Annotated in this window: 15 protein-coding genes and 5 tRNA genes; 13 read left to right on the top strand and 7 right to left on the bottom strand. The window is 69.7% G+C overall.

Annotated elements, in window-relative coordinates; genetic code table 11:
* Window positions 1-9: 9 nt before the first annotated feature.
* The 5 genes from AB0E24_RS00280 to AB0E24_RS00260 all read right to left on the bottom strand — a co-directional run bounded on the left by AB0E24_RS00280 (window position 10) and on the right by AB0E24_RS00260 (window position 8,870).
* A complete protein-coding gene (locus AB0E24_RS00280) occupies window positions 10-3,048 on the bottom strand; it encodes a nitrate- and nitrite sensing domain-containing protein (protein WP_147968998.1) in 3,039 nt (1,012 codons plus the stop codon).
* A gap of 336 nt (window positions 3,049-3,384) precedes the next feature.
* Window positions 3,385-3,969 carry a GTP-binding protein gene (locus AB0E24_RS00275; RefSeq protein WP_079153118.1) on the bottom strand — a complete coding sequence of 195 codons (585 nt, stop codon included), beginning with the start codon at window positions 3,967-3,969 and terminating at the stop codon, window positions 3,385-3,387.
* The gene (locus tag AB0E24_RS00270) at window positions 3,950-4,360 is read right to left on the bottom strand and encodes a DUF742 domain-containing protein (protein WP_014055140.1); all 411 of its coding nucleotides are present in this window, start codon (window positions 4,358-4,360) and stop codon (window positions 3,950-3,952) included. The genes AB0E24_RS00275 and AB0E24_RS00270 overlap by 20 nt, the downstream gene beginning before the upstream one ends.
* A 106-nt stretch (window positions 4,361-4,466) precedes the next feature.
* Window positions 4,467-4,880, bottom strand: a complete 414-nt coding sequence (locus tag AB0E24_RS00265; RefSeq protein ID WP_020868201.1) for a roadblock/LC7 domain-containing protein — start codon at window positions 4,878-4,880, stop codon at window positions 4,467-4,469.
* A gap of 9 nt (window positions 4,881-4,889) precedes the next feature.
* The gene (locus AB0E24_RS00260) at window positions 4,890-8,870 is read right to left on the bottom strand and encodes a nitrate- and nitrite sensing domain-containing protein (protein ID WP_359373985.1); all 3,981 of its coding nucleotides are present in this window, start codon (window positions 8,868-8,870) and stop codon (window positions 4,890-4,892) included.
* A gap of 592 nt (window positions 8,871-9,462) precedes the next feature.
* Between AB0E24_RS00260 and AB0E24_RS00255 the strand changes: the two genes are divergently transcribed.
* The 8 genes from AB0E24_RS00255 to AB0E24_RS00220 all read left to right on the top strand — a co-directional run bounded on the left by AB0E24_RS00255 (window position 9,463) and on the right by AB0E24_RS00220 (window position 12,719).
* Window positions 9,463-9,678 carry a hypothetical protein gene (locus AB0E24_RS00255; protein ID WP_069866513.1) on the top strand — a complete coding sequence of 72 codons (216 nt, stop codon included), beginning with the start codon at window positions 9,463-9,465 and terminating at the stop codon, window positions 9,676-9,678.
* A 119-nt stretch (window positions 9,679-9,797) separates the two neighbouring features.
* Entirely contained in the window at window positions 9,798-10,589 is a 792-nt protein-coding gene (locus AB0E24_RS00250; RefSeq protein WP_069866511.1) for a fumarylacetoacetate hydrolase family protein, read from the top strand.
* On the top strand, window positions 10,582-12,069 hold the full coding sequence (gltX, locus tag AB0E24_RS00245) for a glutamate--tRNA ligase (protein WP_069866509.1): 1,488 nt from the start codon (window positions 10,582-10,584) through the stop codon (window positions 12,067-12,069). The genes AB0E24_RS00250 and gltX overlap by 8 nt, the downstream gene beginning before the upstream one ends.
* A 167-nt stretch (window positions 12,070-12,236) precedes the next feature.
* A tRNA-Gln gene (locus AB0E24_RS00240) sits at window positions 12,237-12,308 on the top strand.
* A gap of 50 nt (window positions 12,309-12,358) precedes the next feature.
* Window positions 12,359-12,431: transfer RNA gene (locus AB0E24_RS00235), tRNA-Glu, on the top strand.
* 32 nt (window positions 12,432-12,463) lie between these two features.
* Window positions 12,464-12,536: transfer RNA gene (locus AB0E24_RS00230), tRNA-Glu, on the top strand.
* Window positions 12,537-12,549: 13 nt separating this feature from the next.
* Window positions 12,550-12,621: transfer RNA gene (locus AB0E24_RS00225), tRNA-Gln, on the top strand.
* Between the two features lie 22 nt (window positions 12,622-12,643).
* Window positions 12,644-12,719: transfer RNA gene (locus AB0E24_RS00220), tRNA-Glu, on the top strand.
* Window positions 12,720-12,772: 53 nt separating this feature from the next.
* Here AB0E24_RS00220 and AB0E24_RS00215 read toward each other — a convergent pair.
* The gene (locus tag AB0E24_RS00215; RefSeq protein ID WP_093703693.1) at window positions 12,773-13,411 is read right to left on the bottom strand and encodes a MerR family transcriptional regulator; all 639 of its coding nucleotides are present in this window, start codon (window positions 13,409-13,411) and stop codon (window positions 12,773-12,775) included.
* A gap of 96 nt (window positions 13,412-13,507) precedes the next feature.
* On the opposite strand from AB0E24_RS00215, the gene AB0E24_RS00210 reads away from it, so the two are divergent.
* On the top strand, window positions 13,508-13,999 hold the full coding sequence (locus AB0E24_RS00210; RefSeq protein ID WP_176743181.1) for a DUF4188 domain-containing protein: 492 nt from the start codon (window positions 13,508-13,510) through the stop codon (window positions 13,997-13,999).
* A gap of 17 nt (window positions 14,000-14,016) precedes the next feature.
* Here AB0E24_RS00210 and ndgR read toward each other — a convergent pair whose 3' ends face one another.
* A complete protein-coding gene (gene ndgR, locus AB0E24_RS00205; RefSeq protein WP_030834082.1) occupies window positions 14,017-14,733 on the bottom strand; it encodes an IclR family transcriptional regulator NdgR in 717 nt (238 codons plus the stop codon).
* 141 nt (window positions 14,734-14,874) lie between these two features.
* Between ndgR and leuC the strand changes: the two genes are divergently transcribed.
* The 4 genes from leuC to AB0E24_RS00185 all read left to right on the top strand — a co-directional run bounded on the left by leuC (window position 14,875) and on the right by AB0E24_RS00185 (window position 17,976).
* On the top strand, window positions 14,875-16,305 hold the full coding sequence (leuC, locus tag AB0E24_RS00200) for a 3-isopropylmalate dehydratase large subunit (RefSeq protein WP_174886360.1): 1,431 nt from the start codon (window positions 14,875-14,877) through the stop codon (window positions 16,303-16,305).
* Between the two features lie 6 nt (window positions 16,306-16,311).
* Complete coding sequence (gene leuD, locus AB0E24_RS00195) at window positions 16,312-16,905, top strand: 3-isopropylmalate dehydratase small subunit (RefSeq protein WP_167503481.1); 594 nt, start codon at window positions 16,312-16,314, stop codon at window positions 16,903-16,905.
* Between the two features lie 124 nt (window positions 16,906-17,029).
* Window positions 17,030-17,275 (top strand): SCO5555 family protein, encoded by a 246-nt coding sequence (locus AB0E24_RS00190; protein WP_014055151.1) that lies wholly within the window; start codon window positions 17,030-17,032, stop codon window positions 17,273-17,275.
* Between the two features lie 125 nt (window positions 17,276-17,400).
* A complete protein-coding gene (locus AB0E24_RS00185) occupies window positions 17,401-17,976 on the top strand; it encodes an HU family DNA-binding protein (protein WP_069866501.1) in 576 nt (191 codons plus the stop codon).
* Window positions 17,977-18,182 lie beyond the last annotated feature (206 nt).

The raw sequence follows: 18,182 nt of genomic DNA, 5'->3' as shown, positions 1-18,182 counted from the left end.
GGGCTCACACTAACGCTCCTGATCGTAGGTGCTGCCGGGGCCGAAGCCCTGTTGGTCATGCTGGTCACGCCCGGGGGTCCCGGATCCCATGCTGCGCCCCCGCTGGACGCCGCGGCGCAGGTTGCTCAACCTGCCGCGGATGTCCTCCGGGGCACGGGAGACGTGGGGGCCGCCCTGTCCGGCCGACTCCGCGGAGCCCTCGACCAGATTGGCCTTGGGCACCCGCCGGGGCAGGCCGGACGATGTGATCCCGCCGGCCTTCGGCTCGCGCAGCTGCTCGGCACGGTGCCAGCGCTGGTCGTTCTCCGACTGCCACGGGGCACCGTCCTCCTGCTGCTGGGGGACCTGCCGGGGCCGCTCCGGCGCCATATGCGCCGCCGGGTCCCCGACCATCCCCTGAGTCCCTGTCTCCTCGGACGGCCGCCACTGCTTGTCCCGACGCGGAAGTCCGGCGTCGGTCATCGAGTGGATTCCGCTCGGGGAAGGGCCCGGACGGTGGAACTCTACGCGGTCCCGTGAAACTTCGGGAGCGCCGGGTCCTGATTCCGCTTCGGTCCCGAACTGCGACGCGTAGGGCATCTCGAAAGATCCGGAATCGCCCCACTCTCCCTGCTGGGAGGGTGAGTTGTAGCCGATGTACGGCTGCTGTTCGGATTCCGTTTGAGCTGTGTAATCCGCTTCCGGTTGTGAAAAGGCGGAATTCTGGTACGAGGACTGCGCCAGCGGATCGGAGGCCGCCTGGTCATGCCGCGGCTCCTGTTCGGGCGCGGTGGACCCCATTCCGCTGTACTGGCCCAGGAACTGGTTCTGCCCCTGGTCCCGTTCGTAGGCGGAGTCGTCGAAGCCCAGCTCGGCGGCGGTGCGCGAGGACAGCTCGGTCATGTCCCCGAAAGGCGGGGCGGGCCGTGGCTCGGGGACCAGCCGGGAGACCGTGAAGTCGTCCTGGGGCAGTTCCTCGCCGCCACCGCCGTGGGTGATCGCCTCGGGCAGCATCACCAGCGATGTGGTGCCCGCCTGCTCCCCGGAGGGGCGCAGCTGGACCCGGATGCCGTGCCGGTCGGCGAGGCGGCCGACCACGAAGAGCCCCATGCGCTGGGAGACCGAGGCGTCCACCGTCGGCGGATTGGCCAGCTTGTGGTTGATGTCGGCGAAGTCCTCGGCGGTCAGGCCGATGCCCTTGTCGTGGATCTCCACCACCACCCGGCCGTCGGGCAGCCGGGTCGAGGTGACCCGCACCTTGGTGTGCGGGGAGGAGAAGGTGGTGGCGTTCTCCAGCAGCTCGGCCAGGAGGTGCACCAGGTCGGTGACCGCGGTGCCGTGGATCTCGCTCTCGGAGATGCCCGCCAGCTCGATGCGCTCGTAGGACTCCACCTCGGAGGAGGCGGCGCGCAGCACATCGATCAGCGGCACCGGCTGGTTCCAGCGCCGGCCGGGCTCCTCGCCCGCGAGAATCAGGAGGTTCTCGCCGTTGCGCCGCATACGGGTGGCCAGGTGGTCCAGCCGGAAGAGGTGCTCCAGCTGGTCCGGATCGGCTTCCCGGTTCTCCAGCTCCGAGATCAGGGTCAGCTGCCGCTCGATCAGCCCCTGGTTGCGACTGGAAAGGTTGGTGAAGATCGCGTTGACGCCGCCGCGGAGCATCGCCTGCTCGGCCGCGAGCCGGATCGCCTCGCGGTGCACCTGGTCGAAGGCGCGGGCCACCTCGCCGATCTCGTCCCGGGTGTTGATCGGTATCGAGCTGACCCGGGTGTCCACCCGTCCGGGGTCGGTGCGGGAGAGCTGGTCGACCACCGCCGGCAGCCGCTTGTCGGCGACCTCGAAGGCGGCGTTGCGCAGTTGCCGCATCGAATGGCTCATCGAGCGGGCCATCCGGCCGGCCACGAAGAAGGCGGCGAGGAGTGCCAGCACCACGATCGCGCCGTTCACGATCGCATCGCGCCGGGCGTCCGAGGAGATCTGCGCCGCCTCGTTCACGGCCCGGTTCACCAGGGTCTGCTCGACGTCCCGGTAGGCGTTGAACTTGACCGTGGAGGCGCTGAACCAGGCATCCGGGGTGACCCCCTGGGCGGCCAGCGCGGAGGGGCTCGCACCGCTGCCCATGGCCTTGATCATCTGGTCCATACCGGGCGGCGGTACGAACTTCTTGCCGCCCGCCTCGGCTTTCCGCTTCGCCTCCGCTATTTGCTTCTGCGCATCCTTCCCGGACGCGGTGAGGGTGTCCTCGAGCCGGGTCACGTCCTGCGGTGTGCCGGCGGCCTCGAACTCCCCGACGGCGATGCCCTCGAGGTAGACGTACGAGGTGAAGGCGGTGAGCTGGATCTTGCGGTCGGTCGCCGACGGACCGGGTTTGACCAGCAGATGAGTGCCGATGGAGCGCTGTAGCGACTCCGCACCCTTGGCCAGGGATACCGCGTAGACGGTACGGCCGTAAGACGTGATATTGCCGGTGCCCAGGCCCAGCTCATTGGCGAACTCGGTCAGCCCGTGCTCGACGGTGACATAGCCCTCTTCGGTCTTCACACCGTTCAGGCGGTCGGTGTAGGCGTTGCGGCGCAGGGCGGCCAGCTGAGGTTCGGCGGCTCGGAACGCTTTGAGGCGGCGTTTCAAGGTCGGCGTCTGCGGCATATCGGCGACGGCCTTGTCGAAGTCCTTCTTCGCCGCGTCGCTGGTGGCCCGCGCCTTGGTCACCATGTCCTCGTTGGTGCCGCTGAGCAGTGGGCCGGCGCTCAGATCGCGCTCGTTGACCAGGGCGTGGGCGTAGGTGGTGGCGGCCCGGACGACCCGGGCGGTGCGCTCGGCGTCCCGTGCCTCGTTCCAGGTCGAGACGGAGGAGGCGACCTGGAAGCCACCGAAGACCAGGGCGACGAGCACAGGGATGAGCAGGATCGCGTACAGCCGGCCGCGCACCCGCCAGTTCCGAGGGGAGATGCGGCCACCACTGGATACGGGTGGCTCCGCTGCCTCGGCGGACGACGCCGCGGCACCTGAACGCGGCGGCGGGGTGAAGTTCCCTCGCGTCTCTTGCGCGGGGTCCGGCTTGCTTCGCCTCACTCGACCAACAACCTCTCGGCGTCGGCACCTGATTCGTGCCGTTCCCAGCTGAGCTCCTGACTGCCCAGTTCAGCGAATTCCAGCACGCAACGCCGGTGCTTTCCAAACAGTGCGCAAAACGCTCAGTGCGTTGTCTGGACCAGAGATAAAAGGGGCGTTACGGATGAGATATGTCGAATACCGAACTATTTGAGTGCGCAGCGGAGTGAAGCGATCGCGCTCTGTATCGGGGGCCGAGTCATATCTCTGTCGAAACGTTATGAATGACGAGCGGGCCGTGTCGTTCGACACAGCCCGCTCTCCGTCGGTTTTCCGACAACTTCCGGACGGCGACCGCTACTTGAGCCGGGCCATCAGAGCGTGCTCGACCAACGTGATGAGCGCGCTCTTGGCCTCGCCGCGGTGGCGCGCGTCGGTGGTGATGATGGGGGTGTCCGGGCCGATCTGGAGTGCCTCGCGGACTTCTTCGGGAGTGTAGGGCTGGTGTCCCTCGAAGCCGTTGAGGGCGATGACGAAGGGCAGCCCGGAGTTCTCGAAGTAGTCGACGGCGGGGAAGCAGTCGGCGAGCCGGCGGGTGTCCACCAGCACCACGGCGCCGATCGCACCGCGCACCAGGTCGTCCCACATGAACCAGAAGCGGTCCTGGCCCGGCGTACCGAACAGGTACAGGATCAGATCGTCGTCGAGCGTGATGCGGCCGAAGTCCATCGCCACGGTCGTCGTGGTCTTGTCCTGGACGTGGCTCAGATCGTCGATCCCCGCCGAGGCCGAGGTCATCACGGCTTCGGTGCGCAGCGGGTTGATCTCCGAGACCGCGCCGACGAACGTGGTCTTGCCCACGCCGAAGCCACCCGCCACCACGATCTTCGCCGAGGTGGTCGCGCGTGCGGGAGGAGCGCCGCTAGAGCTTGCGAAGTCCACTGAGCACCCTTTCGAGCAGTGTCACATCCGGGGTACCGCCCGCTTCCGAACCGCCCCCGGGCTGGTGGATCGCCACCATGCCGGCCTCCGCCAGGTCCGCCACCAGGATCCGTGCCACACCCAGGGGGATGTTCAGCAGCGCCGAGACCTCGGCGACCGACTTGACCTCCTGGCACAGGTGGCAGATCCGCTGGTGCTCGGGGAGCAGCCCCTGGAGGTGCACGGGGTCGGCCGTGGTGCTGACCAGCGCCTCGATGGCGAGCTGGTAGCGCGGCCGGGTCCGGCCACCGGTCATGGCATACGGGCGCACCAATGGCTGGTCGCCTTCACCCCCGTACGGCGATTGGTGATGGCCGCCGTACGGGCCGGGCGAGGCGGGGGGCGGGGTCATGGATCCTCCGGTCGGACAACAAGGTGACGGTCGTGCCGTCGGTCGGTGCCGGTAGGGGTCCACCCGGCCGTGGGGCCGGGTGGACGGGCGTCGGATGGTCGATGGATCAGTTCAGCAGGCTGCCCTGTAGTTCCGCACGCAGGTCGGGGGTGAGGACGTTGCCCGCACGGTCGACCAGCAGGGCCATCTCGTAGCCGACGAGGCCGATGTCGCACTCGGGGTGGGCGAGTACGGCGAGGGAGGATCCGTCGGAGATGGACATGATGAAGAGGAAGCCTCGTTCCATTTCGACGACGGTCTGGTTGACCACGCCGCCTTCGAAGATGCGGGAGGCTCCGGAGGTGAGCGAGGTCAGGCCGGAGGCCACCGCCGCCAGTTGATCGGCTCGGTCACGGGGGAAGCCTTCGGACATCGCCAGAAGGAGTCCGTCGGCGGAGACCACCACCGTGTGGGACACCCCGGGGGTGTTGTCCACGAAGTTCGTGATCAACCAGTTCAGATTCTGCGCCGCCTGGCTCATCGGGCTCAACTAACGCTCCTGCTGGTAAGTCGGGCCAATGCCGCGATCATGGTTGTCGCCGAGTCCGGTTCCGGCCCGGCGACCCTGCTGGATCCCACGGCGGAGGTTGGTCAGCCTGCCGCGTACATCATCGGGCGCGCGAGACACCTGCGGCCCAGTTAGGTCGGGTTGCTGCGGCTGGTGCGCGGCGCCCTCCACGAGGTTTGCGCGGGGCACCCGCCGTGGCAACCCGGATGACGTGATACCGCCGGCCGCGGGTTCGCGGACCTGCTCGGCGCGGCGCCAGCGCTCGTCGTTGTGGGGCGACGTACGCCAGTGGGAACCCGTCCGGCCATTGAGACCGGCACCGCCCGCACCCGACCCCGCGAAGTCGCCCGGGCCCTGGGGCGCCGGCTGCGGCTCGCGGTGCGAGGGTGGCGGTACGGCCGAGGCGGGCCGGCCGGGGGTGGGCTCGGGCGCGGACGGGAACGACCGGCCCCCGCCCTGGGAACCCGCTGCGCCCGGGTCCACGACCTGGTTGTGATGCCAGGTCGACTCGATGTTGTCGAAGATCGGCGTACGGCCGTCGCCGGGGCCGGCGGACGGTATCGGGTCGTTCGCGCGCCCGCCGGGCCCGTTCCGGGGGCTCTGGGGCAGTGCGTACTCGCCGGTGCCGCTCATGTCCGGACGCGGGAATTCGCCGGTGTCGCCGGGCCCGCGGTTGTAGTCGGGGCGCGGGAATTCGCCGGTGTCACCCGGGCGACGGTTGTAGTCGGGCCGGGGGAACTCTCCGGTGTCGCCGGGCCCGCGGTTGTAGTCGGGGCGCGGGAATTCGCCGGTGTCACCCGGGCCGCGGTTGTAGTCGGGCCGGGGGAACTCTCCGGTGTCGCCCGGCCCACGGCCGTAGTCGGGCCGGGGGAACTCGCCCGTGTCACCGGGGCCGCGGCCGCCGCGCGGGGCGGCGTCCTCGAACCGCGGCTGGGCGTACTCACCGGTGTCACCCGGGCCCTGGCCGAGATCCGGACGGGCGAACTCGCCGGTGTCGCCGGGCCCGCGGCCGTAGTCCGGGCGGCTGAACTGGCCGGTGTCGGACAGCCCCTGGCCGCCCTGCGGTCCGCCGGGCGCGCGGCGCGGCTCGAACATGCTGGGACCGTCGCCCAGCTGCGGCAGCTCACCGGTGTCGCCGGGGCCGCGGTTGCCGAACGGATCGCGCCGGTTCGTGGGACCGCCGAGATCCGGACGGGCGAACTGGCCCGTGGATTCGTACTCCTCGTGCCCGCGCGGGGTGTCGCCCGCGTCGCGCGGAGTGCCCGGCCAGTCGTCCTCGCCGGACGCGGCGCGGGCGCCCCAGCTGGTGCCGGGCTGGGCGGGGGCCGGAAGCTCTGGCGCGGGGCCGCGCGTGGGCAGCTGCGGGCGGCCGCCCTGGTCGCCCCCGTCGGCGCGGGCCGGGGCGCCGGTCGGCGGGGCGACGGTCGGGTTCTCGCCGCGCGTCGGGAGCGGGGGACGGCCGGAGGCGGCGCCGGGGCCGCCCTGACCGCCGGGGCCCGAGGGGGCGTTGCCCCGGGGGCCCGGAGGCCGTCCGCCCTCGAAGAAGTTGGTGCCGCCGGCCGGGGCGCCGCCCGAGGGACCGGCGCCGGCGCCGACCGGCCGGGTCGGCAGTCCGCTGCCGCCGTTGCCGTTGCCCGGCAGCGCGGCGCGCGAACCGGAGCCCGGGACCTGGCGCCGCGAGGGCGCCGAGCCGAGCAGCCCGGCGCCGCCCTGATCGCCGCCGTTGCCGCCGGCGCCCGGTCCGCCCTGGCCCGCCTTGCCACCGGCGGCCTGCGGCGTCGGCTTCCGGCCGCCCTGGGCGACATCGACGGGCAGCATGACCAGCGCCGTCGTACCGCCCGAGTCGGACGGCCGGAGCTGGATGCGGATGCCGTGGCGCAGCGACAGCCGGCCGACCACGAACAGACCCATGCGCCGGGACACCGACACATCGACCGTGGGCGGGGAGGCCAGCCGCTCGTTGATCGCCGCCAGATCCTCGGGCGAGAGCCCGATACCGGTGTCGTGGATCTCGACCAGCACCCGCCCGTCGGGCAGTGCGTGACCGGTGACCTTGACCTTGGTCTGCGGCGAGGAGAAGGAGGTCGCGTTCTCCAGCAACTCGGCGAGCAGGTGCACCAGGTCGTTGACGACCCGGCCGGCGACCTCGGTCGCCGGGACCGAGCTGAGCTCGATGCGCTCGTACTGCTCCACCTCGGAGGCCGCGGCACGGAGCACGTCCACCAGCGGCACCGGCCGGGTCCACCGGCGGCCGGGCTCCTCGCCCGCGAGGACCAGGAGGTTCTCGCCGTTACGGCGCATACGGGTGGCGAGGTGGTCCAGCTTGAAGAGCGAGGAGAGCTGGTCCGGGTCGGCCTCGCGGCTCTCCAGCTCGGAGATGAGCGAGAGCTGGCGCTGGATGAGGCCCTGGCTGCGGCGCGAGAGGTTGGTGAACATGGCGTTGACGTTGCCCCGCAGCAGCGCCTGTTCGGCGGCGAGCCGGACCGCCTCGCGGTGCACGTCGTCGAAGGCCGTGGCCACCTTTCCGATCTCGTCCCGGCTGTGCACACCGACGGACTCGACGGAGGTGTCCACGTCCTGCGGGTCGGACTCGGAGAGCTGCTTGACCAGTTCGGGCAGCCGCTTCTGGGAGACCTCCTGCGCGGTGTCCTGGAGGCGGCGCAGCGAGCGGACCATGGAGCGGGCGACGACGAAGGCGCCGACCAGGGAGACGCCGAGGACCAGCAGGATCAGCGCACCGTTGATGATCGCGTCCTGCTGGGCGGAGTCGCGGAGCTCACGAGCCTTCTGCTGCATCTCGCTGAGCAGCGTCTGCTCGATCTTGCCCATCTCTTCGATCTTGATACTGTCCTGGTCGTACCAGTCCAGATCGGTGCGCTTCTCGGCCTTGAGCCCCTCCGGGTCGCGCACCGCGCGGTCGGCGTACATGGTCGCCGCCTTGATGTCGGGGCGGCTGTCCAGCGGTTCCAGCAGATCCTCGGAGTTGCCCTGGCGGATTTGCTTGAAGCGGCCGAGCGCCTCGTTCTCCTTGTCCACCGCGGTCCTGGCGAAGCGGCGGTCGTTGGCGGAGAAGTCGGCGCCCTTGGGGTCGGCGAGCGCGGCGCTGATGAGCGCGCGCTGGATCGAGGCGTACTCCTTGGCGGAGGAGAAGGTGGCGAGCGCGCGGGTGTTGTTGATCATCGCGCGGTTGCTGGTCGCCTGCGCCATGTCCTGGGAGAGCGACAGCAGCGAGTTGATCAGCTCGTTGTAGTTCTGGACCGTCAGCGAGTAGTACTGGCTGTTGTCGTAGGCCGTGTCACGGACTTCGTTGATCTTGCCGAGCTGGCGGTCGATGTTGACGAGCGTGGACTGCACGCCCGCCAGCGACTGGTCACCGGGGTCGATCTGATGGGTGGCCTCGCGGAAGGCCGAGATCGCGCGGTTGGTGTCCTCGCGCGTGGAGACGACCCGGTCGTCCTTGTCGTTGCCCTTGCCGGCCAGCGGACCCGCCGACTTGTCGCGCTCCTCCTGGAGGGCGCTGGCCAACTGGGTGGCCTGCTGCGTCATCTCGGTGAGCAGCTTCATCTGGTCCAGCTGCTTGATGTTGTCGAGCGAGCCCTCGATGCGCAGCGCCCCCAGAGTGGTCGCGGCGACCACCGGGAGCGCGAGCAGGGAGACCAGTCGGGTGCTGATGCGCCAGTTGCGCAGGGCCATACGGCTGCCGGGACCGGTGGGGCCGGCGGGGGTCTTCGGCTTGACCGGCTGCTCCGGGGCGTCTCCGCCGCCGGAGGCGCCGGCGTTGCCGCCGCTGGGCACACTGATCCGGGTAGCACTCTGCGCACCGGCCTCGGGGGTCTGATCGGCCGGCGTCCTGCCGTTGCTGCCCTGGGCGCGCTGGGGCGAGGAGCCGCGCTCGGCCCCGCCACGCGGCTCCGGGTCCGCCGCAGCATCCCCTCGGCCCTGGCGGGCCTGCGGAGCCCCCATACCATCCCTCTTGAAACGTCCCTGCACTAGCGTCGCAACCTCTGGACCAGGCGCTCCACCGGCGGACGGCGGAGCGGTGTCGAGTCGTGGGGGACCGCGATCCCCCCTGGCGGTCGTGAGTGACCGGCGCGCTTCCTTTCGTGTCGACAAAGGGAGCACCCCGCCGCTCGGCGCCCCTAGTGCTGCGCCCCCGTGCGCGCCGGTTGATTCCCGCGGCGGTCCCGGGAATTCCAGCACAGTGCCGGATGCTGCAACAAGGGCAATGGATAAGGCTGTGATGCGCGTGACGCTCAGTGCGGACTTTATTACGGGACGTAGAAAGCGATGTCGGCGATAACGGACTTTCTGGTGCGAATCGCAGGCCGGAATCCAGTGTCCGGCTAGCGATGATCAAGAGCGGAACGTCAGGTTCGGGTATGCGATGTCCGTTAAGGGTGATTGGGTAACTGTCTTCTATGTTCCTTTTGCCTGATCGTTCGTGAGCAATATCACATGCTGGTGGCGACTTTTCCTGCGAATCCATGGGCAAGGCCGCCTCTAGCCTGACGCTTTACAGAGCCGGTACGAACGACAAGAACGAGGCGTAGACCACGTGAAGACGACGATGATGTTCCGCTCCATAGCCAACCCGCGGCGCACCACCCTCGCCCATCTCAAGGACGTCCAAGAGCTCAACGACGCCCAGGACGTCAAGGACGCCGACGAGCCGTCGGCCGCGCCCGAGGAGCAGCCGGAGCACCGCGTCGATCTGCCCAACCGGACCGCGAACCCCAAGCGCACCGTGCTGACCGAGACCCCGGGCCGCTGACCCCCGGGGCCGCGGTGGACGCCACCACCGGCGGCGGGCGGGACGACGGCGCGCGGGACGCGGAGCGATAGCCTGGAGCGTCAGTCTCCAGCGAGTTCAGTCAGGAGCCAAGGCTTCCCGTGCGCATCGCCAGATTCTCCATCGACGGCAACGTCGCCTTCGGCGTGGTGGAGGGCGAGCCGTCCGATCAGGACGGCCCCGTCATCGACATCATCAAGGGCCATCCCTTCGCCGAATTCGAGCGCTCGGGCCAGAAGGTCCCCCTGAGCAAGGTCCGGCTCCTGCCGCCCGTCCTGCCGAACAAGGTCGTCGGAATCGGGCGCAACTACGCCGAGCACGCGGCGGAGCTGGGCAACGAGGTCCCCGACGTCCCGGTCGTCTTCTTCAAGCCGTCCACCTCCGTGGTCGGCCCCGGCGACCCCGTCGCGTACCCCTCCTTCTCCTCCGAGGTGCACTACGAGGCCGAGCTGGCCGTGGTCATCGGACGGATGTGCCGCGAGGTGCCGCGCGAGCGCGTCAAGGACGTCATCCTCGGCTACACCTGCGGCAACGACATCACGGCCCGCGACGCCCAGCGGCGCGAGAAGCAGTGGGCACGGGCCAAGGGCTTCGACACCTCCTGTCCGCTGGGCCCCTGGGTGGAGACCGATATCGACCTGACGCGCGCCGGTGATCTCGGCATCATGTGCACCGTCAACGGTGAGCAGCGTCAGCTCGGCCGTACGAGCGAGATGGTGCGCCCGATCGAGGACCTGATCGTGCACATCACCGAGGCGATGACGCTGCTCCCCGGCGACGTCGTGCTCACCGGCACTCCGGCGGGCGTCGGCCCGCTCTCCGTCGGCGACGAGGTCGCCGTCACCATCGAAGGCATCGGCACTCTCACCAACAAGGTGATCAAGCGTGGCTAGCGCACCCTCCTCCGCCCCCGTGCGGGTTCGTTTCTGTCCCTCGCCGACCGGCAACCCCCATGTCGGCCTGGTCCGCACGGCCCTGTTCAACTGGGCCTTCGCCCGCCACCAGGGCGGCACCATGGTGTTCCGCATCGAGGACACCGACGCCGCGCGCGACTCCGAGGAGTCCTATACGCAGCTGCTGGACGCGATGCGCTGGCTGGGCTTCGACTGGGACGAGGGCCCCGAGGTCGGCGGCCCGCACGCGCCCTACCGCCAGTCGCAGCGGATGGACATCTACCGCGAGGTCGCGGACAAGCTGCTGGAGGCGGGCCACGCCTACCGCTGCTACTGCACCGCCGAGGAGCTGGAGGAGCGCCGCGAGGCGGCCCGCAAGGCCGGCCGCCCCTCCGGCTACGACGGCACCTGCCGCACCCTGACCGCCGAGCGGATCGCGGCGTACGAGGCCGAGGGGCGCGCCTCGATCGTGCGCTTCCGGATGCCGGACGAGCCGATCGTCTTCACCGATCTGGTGCGCGGCGAGCTGACCTTCGCCGCCGAGAACGTCTCGGACTACGGCATCGTGCGGGCCAACGGCGCCCCCCTCTACACGCTCGTCAACCCCGTGGACGACGCGCTGATGGAGATCACGCACGTACTGCGCGGCGAGGACCTGCTCTCCTCCACCCCGCGCCAGATCGCGCTCTACGGGGCGCTCGCCGACATCGGCGTGGGCTCCGGCGCGGTGCCCGCCTTCGGTCACCTCCCGTACGTCATGGGCGAGGGCAACAAGAAGCTCTCCAAGCGCGATCCGCAGTCCTCGCTGAACCTCTACCGGGAGCGCGGCTTCCTCCCCGAGGGGCTGCTCAACTACCTCTCGCTGCTGGGCTGGTCGCTCTCCTCGGACCGGGACGTCTTCTCGATGGAGGAGATGGTCGAGGCGTTCGAGATCTCGGCGGTGAACGCCAACCCGGCGCGCTTCGACCTCAAGAAGGCCGAGGCGATCAACGCGGACCACATCCGGCTGCTGGATGTGAAGGCGTTCATCGAGGCGTGCGACCCCTGGCTGAGGGCCCCGCACGCGCCATGGGCCCCGGACGCCTTCGACGCGGCCGCCTTCGAGGCGCTGGCGCCGCTGGCCCAGACCCGGCTGACGGTCCTGTCCGACATCACCGCCAACGTCGACTTCCTCTTCCTCGACGAGCCGGTGGCGGACGAGGCGTCCTGGACCAAGGCGATGAAGCCGGGCGCCGACGCGCTTCTGGCCTCGGTCCGCACCCGGCTCGCCGAGGCGGACTGGGATGCCGAGACCCTGAAGGCCGCGGTCCTCGCGGCCGGTGAGGAGCACGGCCTCAAGCTGGGCAAGGCCCAGGCGCCGCTGCGCGTCGCGGTCACCGGCCGCACGGTCGGGCTGCCGCTGTTCGAGTCCCTGGAGGTCCTGGGCCGCGAGCGCACACTGGCCCGTGTCGACGCGGCGCTGGCGAAGCTGGCGGGATAGCCACGCGGGGCGCCGTCCGCACCCGCGAGGCGGCGCCACTCGCGGTGATACTCGTTTTGGTGGCCCGTCCACCATCGGGTAATGTTCTTCCTGCGCCGGACGGGCGGCCGAGAGGCTGAGCCGGAGGCGTAAACCAAACAAAACCCCTTACGGGGGTGGCGTTTTGGTGGGGTATGGTGTAATTGGCAGCACGAGTGATTCTGGTTCACTTAGTCTAGGTTCGAGTCCTGGTACCCCAGCAAGAGACCTCTCGGATGACCGTTGGATCTCTTGATCAAAGCAGGACCAGGCCCCCGTTGTGTAGCGGCCTAGCACGCTGCCCTCTCAAGGCAGTAGCGCCGGTTCGAATCCGGTCGGGGGTACGGATCTCTTCGTAAAGTCGGAGATCGCTAGGGCCCCCGTTGTGTAGCGGCCTAGCACGCCGCCCTCTCAAGGCGGTAGCGCCGGTTCGAATCCGGTCGGGGGTACTGGTCTATACCATGGGCTATGGTGTAATTGGCAGCACGAGTGATTCTGGTTCATTTAGTCTAGGTTCGAGTCCTGGTAGCCCAGCGCAGCACCTGTGCTGATTCAGGCCCCCGTTGTGTAGCGGCCTAGCACGCCGCCCTCTCAAGGCGGTAGCGCCGGTTCGAATCCGGTCGGGGGTACCAGCGAAAAGCCCTCCGCGGCAGCGCGGAGGGCTTTTTCGTGCCCCGAGCCTCGGTCACTTCTTGAAGCGCCGGCTGGATTCCTCGGTTTGCGCGAGCCGCCGCAGGCTGAGCAGCACCGGTTCATAGAGCACCGTCAGCGCCACGACGGCCTCGATCTGCTCCGGGGTGTCGTAGGTCTCCACCAGATCCAGGTCGGCGACGGCCAGTTCGCCCGCCAGCCGGGCGTGCACCAGCAGATGCTCGGTCTCATGGGGGTATCCGAGGCGGTCCAGGGAGGCGATGGCCGCCACCAGTGTCCGGTAGGCGGGGGCGTTGTCGCCCAGTTCCTGGCCGTGGGGCCAGTCCATCCGCCGGAGCACGGTGTCCACCTGCTCGCGCGCCCGCGCCGTATGCGCATCGTCCTCCTCGGGTTCGGGGCCGTGCGGCAGCGCCCAGACCGCGGCGCCCATCCGGGCGTTCTGGCCGAGCGACTCATCGTCGGCGGCCGCCAGCACCTCGCGCGCCGTGGCCACCGGCATCCGGCCGACCTGGATCAGCGATCGCACCAGCCGCAGTCTGCGCAGATGCTCCTCGCCGTACTCGGCCTTGGTGGCGGTGATCCGCTCTCCCGGCGGCAGCAGCCGCTCGCGCAGGTAGTACTTGATCGTCGCGGTGGGCACTCCGCTGCGCTCGCTGAGCTCCGCCAGTCGCATCCCTGTTGCACCTTCCGTTGGAGAGTGGCACTATCTAAGCCTCGGATAGCGCCGCTATCCAACTCTATCCCGGATGTGCGGAGCGAGGGGATCACCATGGGTGCCGAGCTGTTCGCCGGCCGTATGACCGCCGAGGCCGACGGGGAGGTCACCGTCTTCCTGATCGGCATGCGCATCAACCGCTTCCGTGCGCTGCGCAGCTGGCTGCCGGTCTTCAGGGCGATGCCGCGGATGCTGCGGGAGCTGGCGCGGGACGAGGAGAGCGGGATGCTGGGCCATCAGCTGCTGTTCGGCCCGCCCCGGGTCGTCTATGTGGTCCAGTACTGGGGCTCGCACGAGAAGCTGATGCGGTACGCGGTGGCCCAGGACAAGGAGCACCGCCCCGCCTGGACGGCGTTCAACCGCCGGATCCGGGAGGGCCGGGGCAAGGTCGGCTTCTGGCACGAGACCTATGTTGTACCGGCCGGGGCGCATGAGGCGGTCTACATCAATATGCCGGCGTTCGGTCTGGGCAAGGCCACCGGGGTCATCCCGGTCGGCCGCCGCGGGGACCGAGCGGCCGACCGGCTGTCGCTGAAGGGGGCGTGACGGGGCCCCGGGCCTGCTTAATTCCCCCGCCGCAGGGCGTCCGTCAGGCGGGCCGCCGCGTCGATGACGGCCTGGGCGTGCATACGGCCCGGGTGGCGGGTCAGCCGCTCGATCGGTCCGGAGACCGAGACGGCGGCGACCACGCGGTTGGAGGGGCCGCGTACGGGCGCGGAGACGGACGCCACGCCGGGCTCCCGCTCGCCGATCGACTGGGCCCAGCCCCGCCGCCGTACGCCGGACAGGGCCGTGGCGGTGAAGCGGGCCCCCTGGAGGCCGCGGTGCAGCCGCTCGGGCTCCTCCCAGGCCATCAGCACCTGGGCGGCCGAGCCGGCCTTCATGGGGAGGGTGGAGCCGACCGGCACGGTGTCCCGCAGTCCGGACAGCCGCTCGGCGGCGGCGACACAGATGCGCATGTCTCCCTGGCGGCGGTAGAGCTGCGCGCTCTCGCCGGTCACATCGCGGAGATGGGTGAGCACGGGACCGGCCGTGGCCAGCAGCCGGTCCTCGCCCGCGGCCGCCGCCAGCTCCGCCAGGCGGGGGCCCAGGATGAAGCGCCCCTGCATATCGCGTGCCACCATCCGGTGGTGCTCGAGTGCCACCGCGAGCCGGTGTGCCGTGGGGCGGGCGAGGCCGGTCGCCCCGACCAGCCCGGCGAGGGTGGCCGGACCGGACTCCAGGGCGCTCAGCACCAGAGCAGCCTTGTCGAGAACGCCGACACCGCTAGTGTTGTCCATGGGACGATACTCACGTCTCACACTGTGAAACGCAAGTTCAATTTCCGGGGAGACCCGCCACTCTGTAATGGCGGGCCCGATGACCAGGGTCCGCACTCGACACGAGTTGGGCCGGCACTGGCGCCGGCCGGAGGTAAAGCGATGGGACGGACACTCGCGGAAAAGGTCTGGGACGACCATGTCGTCCGGCACGCCGAAGGCGAGCCTGACCTGCTCTTCATCGATCTGCACCTGCTGCACGAGGTGACCAGCCCGCAGGCGTTCGACGGCCTGCGCAAGGCCGGCCGCACGGTCCGTCGTACCGATCTCACCCTCGCGACCGAGGACCACAACACCCCCACCCTCGACATCGACAAGCCGATCGCGGACCCCGTCTCCCGCGCCCAGTTGGAGACGCTGCGCAAGAACTGCGCGGAGTTCGGTGTCCGTCTGCATCCGCTCGGCGATGTCGAGCAGGGCGTCGTCCATGTGGTGGGACCGCAGCTGGGACTGACCCAGCCCGGTACGACGGTGGTCTGCGGTGACAGCCACACCTCGACCCACGGCGCCTTCGGCGCGCTCGCGTTCGGCATCGGCACCAGCCAGGTCGAGCATGTGCTGGCGACCCAGACGCTGCCGCTCGCGCCGTTCCGGACCATGGCGATCACGGTCGAGGGCGAGCTGCCCGACGGCGTCACCGCCAAGGACCTGATCCTGGCGATCATCGCGAAGATCGGCACCGGCGGCGGCCAGGGCTATGTGATCGAGTACCGCGGCTCCGCCATCGAGAAGCTCTCGATGGAGGCCCGGATGACCGTGTGCAACATGTCCATCGAGGCGGGCGCCCGCGCGGGGATGATCGCCCCGGACGAGACGACCTTCGCCTATCTGGAGGGCCGCCCGCACGCCCCCCAGGGCGCCGACTGGGACGCCGCCGTCGCGTACTGGCGCACCCTGCGCGGCGATGACGACGCGGTCTTCGACCGTGAGGTCGTCATCGACGCCGCGGAACTCGCCCCGTTCGTCACCTGGGGCACCAACCCCGGCCAGGGCCTGCCGCTGTCGGAGTCGGTCCCGGACCCCGCCTCCTTCGAGGACGCCAGCGAGCAGCTCGCCGCCGAGAAGGCCCTGGAGTACATGGGTCTGACGGCCGGTCAGCCGCTGCGCGACATCGCGGTGGACACCGTCTTCGTCGGTTCCTGCACCAACGGCCGCATCGAGGACCTGCGCTCGGCCGCCTCGGTGCTGTCCGGCCGCTCGGTGGCCGACGGCGTACGGATGTTGGTGGTCCCCGGCTCGGTGCGGGTCGCCCTCCAGGCCGTCGAGGAGGGGCTGGACAAGGTGTTCACCGCCGCCGGCGCCGAGTGGCGGCACGCGGGCTGTTCGATGTGCCTGGGCATGAACCCCGACCAGCTGGCTCCCGGTGAGCGGTCGGCGTCCACGTCCAACCGCAACTTCGAGGGACGGCAGGGCAAGGGCGGCCGGACCCATCTGGTCTCGCCGCAGGTCGCCGCCGCCACCGCGGTGCTCGGCCATCTGGCCTCGCCCGCCGATCTGTCCGACGCCGCCGTATCGACTCCCGTGGGGGCCTGAGAAGTCATGGAAGCATTCACCACGCACACCGGCCGGGCCGTTCCGCTGCGCCGCGGCAATGTGGACACGGACCAGATCATCCCGGCGCACTGGCTGAAGAAGGTCACCCGCGACGGCTTCGAGGACGGGCTCTTCGAGGCGTGGCGCAAGGACCCGGAGTTCGTGCTCAACAAGGCCGAGCACAAGGGCGGAACGGTCCTGGTGGCCGGTCCCGACTTCGGTACCGGCTCCTCGCGCGAGCACGCGGTCTGGGCGCTCCAGAACTACGGCTTCAAGGCCGTCATCTCGTCCCGCTTCGCCGACATCTTCCGCGGCAACTCCCTCAAGAACGGGCTGCTGACCGTCGTCCTGCCGCAGGAGACCGTGGACCGGCTGTGGAAGCTGGTCGAGGCGGACCCCACCGCGGAGGTCACCGTCGACCTCGTCGACCGCCAGGTCCGAGCCGAGGGCATCACGGCTGATTTTGAGCTTGACGAGAACGCTCGGTGGCGACTCCTGGAGGGGCTGGACGACATCAGTCTCACCCTCAGGGAGGAGGACTCGATCGCCTCGTACGAGGCGCGTCGCCCCTCCTTCAAGCCCCGCACAGTGGAGGTCTGACCCCCCGGTTCTCCCTGTACAGAGCGGGTTTGGCAAGATGCGCCGCCGGTCCTCGGACCGGCGGCGCATCGGCATGTTGAGGCCCCGTGAAGCGACAACTCGCCTCAGATGGCACAATCAGTGCATGGAACGCGACGGCCAACTCGAGCTCTACGGCATCGTCGCCGACCGGCTCAAGGAAGCGCACGCAAGGGTGCGCGCACTGCAAGTCCCGGAGGGCGTACGGATGGCGCTGTCCCGGAAGCTGCTGGTCATCACCTCAGCGGCGAAACACGATCTCGCAGATGCGGCAAAGCGTCTGGAGCGGTTGATGAACGACCTCGACGAGGGGCGTTTCCCCCAAGATCCCGACACCGACGGAAGTCCGTGACGATCGAGTGCGTTGCGGCACAAGGGTGATTAGCCCGTTTCGTGTTTGATTTGCGGTATATATCTGCCTAACGTGCGAAAAGGCTTGAACACATTGATTCCGGCAATGTCTCCGAAGGGGAAGACGTGAACAAGGCGCAGCTCGTAGAAGCGATTGCCGACAAGCTCGGCGGCCGACAGTCGGCCGCCGAAGCCGTCGACGCGGTCCTGGACGCCATCGTCCGGGCGGTCGTCGCCGGGGAGCGAGTTTCGGTCACTGGATTTGGTTCGTTCGAGAAGGTGGAACGACCCGCCCGCTACGCCCGTAACCCGCAGACCGGGGAGCGGGTGCGGGTCAAGAAGACCTCGGTGCCCCGCTTCCGCCCCGGTCAGGGGTTCAAGGATCTGGTGAGCGGCTCCAAGAAGCTCCCGCGCGGTGGCGAGGTCGCCGTGAAGAAGGCTCCCAAGGGCAGTCTCCAGGTGGCGGCGAAGAAGGCCGCGGCCAAGAAGGCGACCGCCAAGAAGGCTCCTGCGAAGAAGGCGCCCGCGAAGAAGGCCGCCGCCGCGAAGAAGGCGCCGGCCAAGGCGGCGGCGAAGAAGGCCGCGGCCAAGAAGGCGCCGGCCAAGAAGGCCCCGGCCAAGGCCACGGCGAAGAAGGCTCCCGCGCGCAAGACGAGCGCCCGCAAGACCACCGCGAAGAAGACCACCGCCAGGAAGCGCTAGCCGGCGGCGCACAGGCGCCATACCGCATCCGCGCCGGGCCGGGCTCCCCGAGGGGAGACCGGCCCGCGGTGCTGTCCGCGCCTGGTTCCAGGCCGCCGCTCCGGGCCGCCCGGAACGTCCGAAGCCCCGGAAGGGTTGGTGCTCAGCACGTCCACGGCCGCGAAACGTCCACGGCGCTCAGGACATCCATGGCGCTCGGAACATCC

Source organism: Streptomyces malaysiensis subsp. malaysiensis (genome assembly GCF_040653035.1).
GTDB lineage: Bacteria > Actinomycetota > Actinomycetes > Streptomycetales > Streptomycetaceae > Streptomyces > Streptomyces malaysiensis.
This window is presented reverse-complemented; position numbering and strand designations above follow the sequence as displayed.

What these genes read in the sequence shown, in the direction of transcription:
- AB0E24_RS00270 (WP_014055140.1), bottom strand. Translation starts at nt 4,360, where the DNA reads ATGACCCCGCCCCCCGCCTCGCCCGGCCCGTACGGCGGCCATCACCAA.
- AB0E24_RS00265 (WP_020868201.1), bottom strand. Translation starts at nt 4,880, where the DNA reads ATGAGCCAGGCGGCGCAGAATCTGAACTGGTTGATCACGAACTTCGTG.
- AB0E24_RS00260 (WP_359373985.1), bottom strand. Translation starts at nt 8,870, where the DNA reads ATGGGGGCTCCGCAGGCCCGCCAGGGCCGAGGGGATGCTGCGGCGGAC.
- AB0E24_RS00215 (WP_093703693.1), bottom strand. Translation starts at nt 13,411, where the DNA reads ATGCGACTGGCGGAGCTCAGCGAGCGCAGCGGAGTGCCCACCGCGACG.
- AB0E24_RS00210 (WP_176743181.1), top strand. Translation starts at nt 13,508, where the DNA reads ATGGGTGCCGAGCTGTTCGCCGGCCGTATGACCGCCGAGGCCGACGGG.
- ndgR (WP_030834082.1), bottom strand. Translation starts at nt 14,733, where the DNA reads ATGGACAACACTAGCGGTGTCGGCGTTCTCGACAAGGCTGCTCTGGTG.
- leuC (WP_174886360.1), top strand. Translation starts at nt 14,875, where the DNA reads ATGGGACGGACACTCGCGGAAAAGGTCTGGGACGACCATGTCGTCCGG.
- leuD (WP_167503481.1), top strand. Translation starts at nt 16,312, where the DNA reads ATGGAAGCATTCACCACGCACACCGGCCGGGCCGTTCCGCTGCGCCGC.
- AB0E24_RS00190 (WP_014055151.1), top strand. Translation starts at nt 17,030, where the DNA reads ATGGAACGCGACGGCCAACTCGAGCTCTACGGCATCGTCGCCGACCGG.